This is a genomic window from Candidatus Acetothermia bacterium (genome assembly GCA_024653305.1).
Lineage (GTDB): Bacteria > Bipolaricaulota > Bipolaricaulia > Bipolaricaulales > Bipolaricaulaceae > JACIWI01.
On sequence record JANLFW010000017.1, the window covers coordinates 1 to 8,519 of the forward strand.

Annotated in this window: 10 protein-coding genes and 2 pseudogenes; 5 read left to right on the forward strand and 7 right to left on the reverse strand. The window is 69.7% G+C overall.

Annotated elements, in window-relative coordinates; all coding sequences use genetic code 11:
- Nucleotides 1-229 precede the first annotated feature (229 nt).
- Nucleotides 230-460, forward strand: a pseudogene (locus NUV94_06545) (hypothetical protein).
- Nucleotides 461-473: 13 nt separating this feature from the next.
- On the opposite strand, the pseudogene NUV94_06550 reads toward NUV94_06545, so the two are convergent.
- Both NUV94_06550 and NUV94_06555 read right to left on the reverse strand, forming a co-directional pair.
- Nucleotides 474-638 (reverse strand): annotated as a pseudogene (locus NUV94_06550) (hypothetical protein).
- Nucleotides 638-2,011: a TldD/PmbA family protein gene (locus NUV94_06555; protein MCR4392412.1), complete on the reverse strand. Its 1,374-nt coding sequence runs from the start codon at nucleotides 2,009-2,011 to the stop codon at nucleotides 638-640. Before NUV94_06555 ends, NUV94_06550 begins: the two are co-directional and overlap by 1 nt.
- A gap of 144 nt (nucleotides 2,012-2,155) precedes the next feature.
- Here NUV94_06555 and NUV94_06560 point away from each other — a divergent pair, with 144 nt between their 5' ends.
- Both NUV94_06560 and NUV94_06565 read left to right on the forward strand, forming a co-directional pair.
- A complete protein-coding gene (locus NUV94_06560; GenBank protein MCR4392413.1) occupies nucleotides 2,156-3,439 on the forward strand; it encodes a hypothetical protein in 1,284 nt (427 codons plus the stop codon).
- Nucleotides 3,440-3,444: 5 nt separating this feature from the next.
- Nucleotides 3,445-4,446: an NEW3 domain-containing protein gene (locus NUV94_06565; GenBank protein ID MCR4392414.1), complete on the forward strand. Its 1,002-nt coding sequence runs from the start codon at nucleotides 3,445-3,447 to the stop codon at nucleotides 4,444-4,446.
- On the opposite strand, the gene NUV94_06570 is transcribed toward NUV94_06565, so the two are convergent.
- Nucleotides 4,443-4,655, reverse strand: coding sequence for a DUF2905 domain-containing protein (locus NUV94_06570; protein MCR4392415.1), 213 nt, complete (start codon nucleotides 4,653-4,655; stop codon nucleotides 4,443-4,445). The genes NUV94_06565 and NUV94_06570 overlap by 4 nt on opposite strands.
- Nucleotides 4,656-4,687: 32 nt before the next feature.
- Here NUV94_06570 and NUV94_06575 point away from each other — a divergent pair, with 32 nt between their 5' ends.
- Together NUV94_06575 and NUV94_06580 are read left to right on the forward strand one after the other, a co-directional pair.
- On the forward strand, nucleotides 4,688-5,185 hold the full coding sequence (locus NUV94_06575; protein MCR4392416.1) for a nitroreductase: 498 nt from the start codon (nucleotides 4,688-4,690) through the stop codon (nucleotides 5,183-5,185).
- Nucleotides 5,185-5,460, forward strand: coding sequence for a hypothetical protein (locus NUV94_06580; protein ID MCR4392417.1), 276 nt, complete (start codon nucleotides 5,185-5,187; stop codon nucleotides 5,458-5,460). The genes NUV94_06575 and NUV94_06580 overlap by 1 nt, the downstream gene beginning before the upstream one ends.
- Here NUV94_06580 and NUV94_06585 read toward each other — a convergent pair.
- The 4 genes from NUV94_06585 to NUV94_06600 all read right to left on the reverse strand — a co-directional run.
- A complete protein-coding gene (locus NUV94_06585) occupies nucleotides 5,420-7,069 on the reverse strand; it encodes a phosphoenolpyruvate carboxykinase (ATP) (protein ID MCR4392418.1) in 1,650 nt (549 codons plus the stop codon). The two genes, NUV94_06580 and NUV94_06585, sit on opposite strands and share 41 nt — an antisense overlap.
- Complete coding sequence (locus NUV94_06590) at nucleotides 7,059-8,153, reverse strand: mechanosensitive ion channel family protein (protein ID MCR4392419.1); 1,095 nt, start codon at nucleotides 8,151-8,153, stop codon at nucleotides 7,059-7,061. The genes NUV94_06585 and NUV94_06590 overlap by 11 nt, the downstream gene beginning before the upstream one ends.
- A 31-nt stretch (nucleotides 8,154-8,184) precedes the next feature.
- On the reverse strand, nucleotides 8,185-8,361 hold the full coding sequence (locus NUV94_06595) for a hypothetical protein (GenBank protein ID MCR4392420.1): 177 nt from the start codon (nucleotides 8,359-8,361) through the stop codon (nucleotides 8,185-8,187).
- Nucleotides 8,362-8,372: 11 nt separating this feature from the next.
- Nucleotides 8,373-8,519 (reverse strand): hypothetical protein (locus NUV94_06600; protein MCR4392421.1); only part of this gene is annotated, 147 nt, incomplete at its 5' end.

Here is an 8,519-nt window from a genome sequence, read left to right on the forward strand (position 1 = left end):
GGCGTGCCCGTGGGCGGGGTGGCCACGGTCTTCCCCCACCGCAGGTAGCGCAAGAGCTCCGTGAGGAGTGCCTCCCGGTCGAGGTCGGCCTTCCGCCGCACGATGCGGGACGCGTACACGAGCCAGATGTCCCCCTCCCGGACGTGCTCGGCATCCACCCCCATGGAGAGATACGACCGGCGCTCATGGCGCTCCCCTCCGGCGGTGTTGCGCACGGTCACCTCGGTCACCCCCCGGGCGAGATGCACGTTCACCACGAGGCCCGGGAACTCCTCCCGGATCACCCGGACCGCTTCCTCCCCCCAGGCGATGAGCTCGTCCACGGGAGTGCCCGGGATCTCGGGGTCGAACACGGACGCCTTCGCTCCATCTTGGAGCGTGGGGAAGTGGAACGGCGCCGGATCGCCGTGGGCCGCCGCAGCCACCGCCGCCTGCACCAGGCTCTGTTCGTCCCCGCCCGCGGTGGACGCGAACCCGAGCCTCCCCCCCGCGATCACCCGCAGGGCCCGTCCAACCACCGCCTCGCTCGCCGCCTTCTCGATCTCCCCGCCATGGAAGCGGACAGCTGTCCCCTCCCGCCGCTCCTCGTACGCCTCCGCCTCCTCGGCCCGTTCCCCCGCAAGTTTCAGGATGTCCATCACCGCCCTCCTACCGTCACGTCCCGGATGCGCACGTGGGGCGCCCCATCGGTCACCGGGAGCGGCGCTTGACCTCCCTTGCCGCATCCCCCGGCGCTCCCCTCGACCTGGAAGTCGCGCCCGATCATCTCGATGTTCCGCAGGGTTTGGAACACGTTCCCGGTGAGCACCACGTCCCGCACCATCGGCCCGAGCTTGCCGTGGACGATCTCGTAGCCGTAGGCGGCGGAAAACGTGAACTGCTCGAACTCCGTCTGCCCGCCGAACGCTGCGCACGCGTACACGCCGTGCTCGATCCCAGCGAGCATCTCCTCGAACGTGGCGTCCCCAGGCTCGATGAACGTGTTGCGCATGCGCACGATCGGTTCATGTTCCCAGGATACGGCCCGGGCATTGCCGGTGGGCTCCGCGCCCACTTTGTGCGCGGTGGCCCGGGAGTGCATGAGCCCAGAGAGCACCCCCTCCCGGATCAGGTACACCTTGCGGCGGGGGACCCCCTCGTCGTCGTACGGGGCGTTCCCGCGGGCCCCGGGGATGTACCCGTCGTCCACCACGTTCAGGGTCTCCACCCCGAACCGGTTCCCGATCCGCAGCACCCGCCGCAGCGGCTCGTTGCGGAGGAGGAAGTCGGCCTCGCAGATGTGGCCGAACGCCTCGTGGATGAACACCCCGGCGAGCTTCGGGTCAAGGATCACCGTGTAGTGCCCGCCCGGGAGCGGCTTCGCCGAAAGGAGGTCCACCGCCCGCCTGGCCGCGACGGCCGCGCTCTCCTCCAGGTTCTGCACGGCCTCGAACCCGGCGGCGTAGCCCAGGGACTCGAACCCCTGCTGGACGTCCCCGTCCCGGCGGGCCACGGCGGCGAGCATGAGCGTCACGTCGGGGATCCCTTGGTCCACGTACGTGCCCTCGGAGTTCGCGTACAGGACGCGGCGCCAGGTGTCCGTGTACCGGACGGTCGTGGATACGATCTCCCGGGCGTGGCCGAGGAGGAGCTTGTTGTACCCTTCGGCCAGGCGACGCTTCTCCTCCAAGGGGACCCCCCGGAAGTCGCGGAGCATCGCGCCCTCGTACCGGGCCTCCACCGGGTCTACCGGGCAGAGTTCCACCGGGTCCCGCACGTGGGCGGAGGCGGTGCGCGCGAGCTCCGTCGCCTCCCGGACCTTGCTGGGAAGCTCCGCGGGATCGGTGAACACGGCGATCCCCCACGCTCCCCGGACCAGGGCCCGCACGATCCCGCCCCGCTCCTCGCCCGCCTCGAGCGCCAGGAGCTGATCCCGCTGGAACTGGACGCGGGATCGAAACACCTCCTCCCAGCGGACCTCGGTGTAGTCGGCGCGGCTCCCCCTCACTGCCTCTCTCAGTTGGGCCTCCATCACACCTCCTTGTGCGCCATTGTACCCGCGGTTGTGGGAATGGCGATGGTCGCCCGTGGCGCCTGTTCCCCTAACCCGATGGGCAGGGCGAGGGCAACGTGGACCATGGGGCCTTATAATGGGAACGGTGTGAAGGAGGCGAAGATGGGAAAGCTTCTCGTGGTGCTGCTGGTGGCGATCCCGGTCCTGGGGGCGGAGATCGCGTTCGTCCCGCCCCCGGCCGTTCGCGGCGCCTTTCAAGTGGAGGTGACGGGGTGTCCGTGTCCGGCGGACCCTGGTCAGGTGACGATCCTCAATCTGCGCACCGGCGAGATGCTGCAGGTGCCGCTCGCGGTGGAGGAGGGAAAGCTCGTGACCGCGAAGGTCCAGGTCCTCCGGCCATGTGACCCCCCAGCGGAGGGCCCGGCCCTGCGTGAGTGCGCGGTGGGGGACGTGGTGGTGGCGGCAACCGACCTCTGCGGGGGGCTCTCCGCCACCGCCCAGGTGGCCCCGAGAGAGCCGGGAGAGGGAGAGCCCAAGGTCCACATGAAGCGGTACGACAATGAAACGCTTGCGTGGGAGCACACAGACCGGGTGGTTTCCGGCCTCCTGCGGGTGGTGGTGGAGGATGCCTCCGGGGATAGGAGCTGTGAGCCCGATGCGGTGGAGCTCCGCCTCCACGTGGGGGAAAAGGGGATCCCCATCCGAGCGGAGGAGGACGGGATCGCCTCCGGCCGGTTCGTGTACGAGCTGGTGGGGGTAGTGGAGCCGCGGGAATGTGGGCTTTGGCTCCGCCTCCTCACCCCAGGGGATCAGCCGCTTGCGGAGGTGCCCATCCAGCCGGGTGCGGTCCTCTCTCTCACCTACGGGGAGGTGACGCAGACGTACGCCCTCGATCTTGTTCCCGTGGTCCTGCGGGCACCGAGCGCCCTCCGCCAGGGGTGCGGGGGAGAGGTGGCGGTGACCGAGCCGGCCGACCCCGAGGAGGTCCGGTGGTGCCTGAACGGGACTGGGGTGGAGTGTAAGGAGCCCTCCCTCCCCATCGCCGCCTCACCCGGGCAAGCGAGGCTCACGGCGACGGCGCTCGTGCGTGCGGGCCCCCGGTGGGGGATTGCGACCGCGGAGATCCCGGTGCTCCCCCGGGTTGAGCTCGCGCTCGTGGATGCGGCCACGGGCCTGCCCGTATACGAGCCGTGGCCGTATGATCGGGCGCTGCGGGTGCAGGTGAAGCACGCGTGGGGGGAGCCCAAGGCGTTGCTGGGGCGGCTGGGGCCCGACCCCCTCATCTGGGAGGTGGAGTGGGAGGACGAGAAGGACGGAACCCTTTGGAGCGTCCCCTTCACCCCCCAGGAGCGCGGGATGTGCCCTGGGGATGTGCTGTGGGTCCAATATCGGGACCCCATCGCCTCTACCTGTTACCCTGTGTACCGGGTCCTGGGCGTGGGGTGACGACGATGCGCGTTCTCCTCGTGGGGGCAGTCCTCGTAGTGGGCACGGTGGGGGTGGGCCTGGACCTCCCCCACCTCGCGTTCTTCGCCTCCGAACCGGTGGTGGTGTGGACCGCACCCGGGGAAGGGGAGCCCGCGCTCCTCTGGTGCGGGGAGCCCGTTTCGGTCCCCTGGACCGAGGTCCCCGATGGCGATCGGGTGCGGTGGGAGGCCCGGCTGCCCAACGAGACCCCCCTCGGGGTGTGGGTGGCGTGCACCGCTGAGGGAAGGTGCGCCGCGTTCCTCCGGGTGGAGGACGAGAAGGCCATCCTCGAGGTGCGGACCGTGCCGGGGGCGCAGGTGGCCCTGGACGGGGAGGTGGCGATGGCCGACCCCGGGGGGCGCGCGTTGTTCGTGGCCGAACCGGGCGAGCACGAGCTCAGCGTCCGGTTCGGAGGGATCGAATCCGAAACCGAGGTCGCCCTCCAAGCCCGGCAGCGCACCGCGCTCCTCCTGGCGATGGCCGAGGCCGAGCTTTCCTCGCCCGTCGCCCTGCCCCAGGTCCCGAACGGCCAGGTCATCACCCTGACCGTGCACGTGGCGTCCCCGGTGGACCTGCCCACCCTGGGCGCGGAGCTCGTCCTGCCCCCGGGCTGGGATGGCGAAGCGAACCCGGACGTGTTCGACCCGGTTCCCGCCGGGCACCGCGTGGTCCGCTCGTGGCGGGTGCGCGTCCCGGCCGATGCGGTGTTGGGGGCCTACCAGCTCTTGGTGGCCATCCCCGCCCTCGATCTCGTCGCTCGTGCCGACCTCGTCGTGGACCGTTGCTTGCCGGAGCGGGTGGTGATCGCCCACTGGGACGTCCACGCCGGCCAGCTCGACCTGTCCCTCCCCGGTGAGCTCACCTACGACCGGCTTCTTTGGGCGAGCCCGTTCGTGGGCCAGGCCCTTCCCTTCGCGTGCTCGGGGAACGTGTTCACCCGTGACGAGTTCGAGGCGCTGGTCCGAGGGTGGGCGGGGGCTCCCTAACGGCGCAGGAGGGCCAGGATCAGGGAAAGGAGGGCCGAGAGGATGAGCATGGTGGTGATGGGGAAGTAGAACACGAACCCATCCCGCTCAATGCGGATGTCCCCGGGGAGCCTCCCCAGGAACGGGAGCTTCCCGGAGAGGGCCAGCCCCAACACCACCAGGACGATCCCCACCAGCACCAAGGCGCGGCCAAGACTGGACAAGTTCATCATCCGCTATAATAGCCCCGGGAGGGCCGAGGATGAACGAGGTGCTACGCGCGATCCAGGAAAGAAGGTCCATCCGTGTGTTTCGTCCGGATCCGGTCGAACCGGAGAAGGTGGACGCCATCCTCGACGCCGGCCGGTGGGCCCCGTCGGGCAAGAATACCCAGCCCTGGCGGTTCGTGGTGGTGGAGTCCAAGGAGAAGCGCGACGAGCTCGGCCGAATTGTGACCCAGATGGACATGGTGCGCTCGGCCCCGGTGACGATCGCCGTGCTCCTCGACACCCGGGCTGGGTACGACGCGACCAAGGACGCCCAAGGCATCGGCGCCTGCGCCCAGAACATGCTCCTCGCCGCCCATTCCCTGGGCCTTGGGGCGTGCTGGATCGGGCGGGTACGGGACGAGCAGGTGGAGGGGATCCTGGGGGCGAAGGACCACGAGGAGCTGATGATGCTCATCGCCATCGGGTATCCTGCGGAGACGCCGCCCGTGCGGGAGCGCCGGCCCCTCGGGGAGCTGGTGCGGAGGATCTGATGCCCTACCTTCTCGTGCTCATGGCAGCGCTCCTCATCCTGCCCGCCTTCGGCTTGGGGGTGGTGACCCTGGCCTTGGTGCTGACCGCCGGGGTGGCCGTCCTCGTCGCCGCCCTGGCCCTTGGGGCCACGGGGAGCTTGTTGGACTGGATCCTGGCCGCGGTGGCGATGGGGGTTTCCTGGCGGGCGTTTCAGGCCGGACGCCGGCTCCTCAGGCGGTTGCGGACGGCGCTCGCTACCGCGGGCCCGGGCATTGGGCGGCCACGCCCGGGCTGATCCCCATCCCGGAAAACGCCCCCTCGAACTCCCGGGCAAACTCCTGGGCCAGCCGGTCTGCCCGGGCCGCGTACGCCCCCTTGTCCCGCCACGTGTCCTCGGGCCGTAGGATCCGTGCCGGGACCCCGGGGCAGGTCCGCGGCACCCCGACGTGGAACCGCCGGTCCTCCTCGAACTCAACCCGCTCCAGCTCCCCGGATAGGGCCGCCCGAACCATGCGGCGGGTGAGGCGGATGTCGATCCGCTCCCCCTCCCCATATGCTCCCCCCGACCAGCCGGTGTTGACCAAGTACGCCCGCGTCCGGTACCGGTCGAGGAATGCCCCGAGCATCTCCGTGTACACCTCGGGGAGGCGCGGCATGAACGGGGCCCCGAAGAACCGGGAGAACGTGGACTGGGGCTCCACCACCCCCGTCTCCGTGCCGGCGAGCTTGCTCGTGTAGCCCATGAGGAACCACAGCTTGGCCTGGTCCGTCTCCAGGCGGGCGATCGGGGGGAGGACGCCGTGGGCATCCGCGGTGAGGAGGAGCAGGGCCTGGGGGTGGCCGGCCCGCCCCCGGGGGTCCGCGTTGCGGATGAACGAGAGGGGGTAGCTCGCCCGGGAGTTCTCCGTGAGCCGCCGGTCGGCGAAGTCGAACCGCCCGTCGGGGTAGATCATGGCGTTCTCCACGATCGCCCCGTGCTCCAGAGGGTCGGCCTCGTGCATCACCGCCCAGTAGATGTCCGGCTCCTTCTCAGGATGGAGGTCGATCATCTTCGCGTAGCAGCCCCACTCGAAGTTGAAGATCCCCTCCTCCGTCCAGCCGTGCTCGTCGTCGCCGATGAGCGTCCGCTCCGGGTCGGAGGAGAGCGACGTCTTCCCCGTGCCCGAGAGCCCCAGGAACAGGGCGGCGTCCCCGCCGGGGCCCACGCTCGCCGCCCCGTGTAAGGGGAGGACCCCCAAGGGCGGGAGGAGGAAGTTCATCACCGTGAACATGAGCTTCTTCACCGACCCCAGGTACGCGGAGCCGTACACGATCCCCACCCGAAGGGCGAAGTCCATCACCACCGCGATCCCGGACGCGGTGCCCGTCCTCGGGTCCGGCCGGAGCCGCCCCGCGTACTTCCGCGGGTCGAGCTTGTCGTAGGGGAGGGCGAGGAGGAGGAACGGCCGGTCGGCGAATGCGGACCCCTCTGCCCCCGGTGGGACGGGGCGGAACATGTTGTCGGCAAACAGGGCGGTGAGGGCGCGGTCGGTCACGGTGCGCACCACGAGGGCATAGCCCGGGTCAGCCCCCAGCGCCCGCTCGGTCACGTACAGACGCGCCTTCTTCCCCAAGGTGCCGAGGGCGTCCTGGAGGATCATCTCGAACGTGTCGGGGCTCAAAGGGATGCAGTACGGGGAACGCCAGTCCACCGCGGCGTGGATCTCCGGCCGGTCCACGATGTACGTGTCCTGGGGCCTCCGGCCCGTGGACTCCGGCGGGGTCCAGGCGGCGAGCGCGCCGGAGGAGCTGCCCCACGCCTCCCGGCGGCGGATGGCTTCGGCGATGAGCTCTCGCCGCCCCCGGTTCTCCCACACGTCGGGGTGGGCCCCGAGGGCCCGGTCCACGGCCCGGTCAACGTCCATGCGCTCCCTCCTTGTCTCCAGCGACCGCAGGCGCCGGGTGCACGTACACCGTCTGGGTGGGATAGGCGAACGCGATGCCCTCCTCCCTGAACCGGCGGTAGAGCTCGAGGTTGATGGCCTGCTGGATGTCCATGTACACGTTGTAGTCCGGAACGAGCACGTAGTAGACGACCTCAAACCCGAGCGCGAAGTCCCCGTACTCCTTGAAGTGGGCCCGGTCGAAGCGCGTGTTCGGCTGGGCCTCGATGATCTCTCGCACGATCCTCGGGATCGCGGCGAGCGCCTCGTACGGGGTTTCGTACACGACCCCGAACGAGAACATCACCCGGCGCTGGAACATGCGTTTGTAGTTGCGGACCGGCTGACGCAGGAGCTCGGCGTTGGAGAAGATGAGCTGTTCGCCGGTGAGGCTGCGCACACGGGTGGTCTTGAGGCCGACCCGCTCCACCGTGCCCATGAAGTCGCCGACGATGATGAAGTCCCCCACCAGGAACGGTTTGTCCACCACGATGGAGATGGAGGCGAACAGGTCCCCGAGGATGTTCTGGAGGGCCAAAGCCACGGCGATGCCGGCGATCCCGAGCCCGGTCACGAGGGCAGTGATGTCGATCCCCACGTTCTCCAGGGCCAGGAGCAGCACCAACGTCCACAGGGCGATCTTCCCGAGGAACGCCACCGCGTTGAGGGTGGTGGCGGTGGCCGCGTCCCCTTCCTCCTCGAGCTTCCGCTTGACCGCGCGGTCCACCCAGTACGTGATGATCCGGCCCCCCCAGGACGCGACCTGGATCAGGAAGGCCAGCACGGCCAGGGTGCCGATGGCCCGGGACGCGGCCGGGGGAAGCCGCACCGCGAGCGACCCCGCGTAAAGGGCGACCCCGAGGAGGAAGAAGAGATGGGTCCGCCGGGCCAGGTCGGCCATGAGGCGCACGAACTCGCTCTTCGTCCGCTCGTAGCGGGCGGTCAACTGGCGGCGGATGCCCCACGTGGCGAGCTTCAGCCCAAGGAAGGTCAGGGCGAACACGCCCAGGGCGAGAAGCCATACCCAAAGTGCGTTTTCCCCGAGCGTCCGCTCAAGGAAGTTCATCGTCTGCCGTACCTCCGCGGGGCGATCCGGGTCATCCGCGCCGCCGGCCAAGGAGGATCGCGGTGAAGAGGAGGACGACGCCCACCGCGAGGAGGATCACGGTGACCGCGGTGGCGGGGGGCTTGATGAGGGTGCCGATCACCAACCCGACCAGGGCGGCACCGGCCGCCAAGAGGAAACTTTGGATGTAACCGGTTAGCCGGTGCATGGCGTTTTAGGTTACCCGCCTGGTTCCCCTTCGTCAAACAGGGGGACCAGCCGGAACCCCTTCACGTCGATCAAGCCACGGTCGGTGAGCTTGAGGGCCGGGATCACCGGGAGGGCCAGGAAGGAGAGGGTCATGAAGGGATCGGGGAGTTGGGAGCC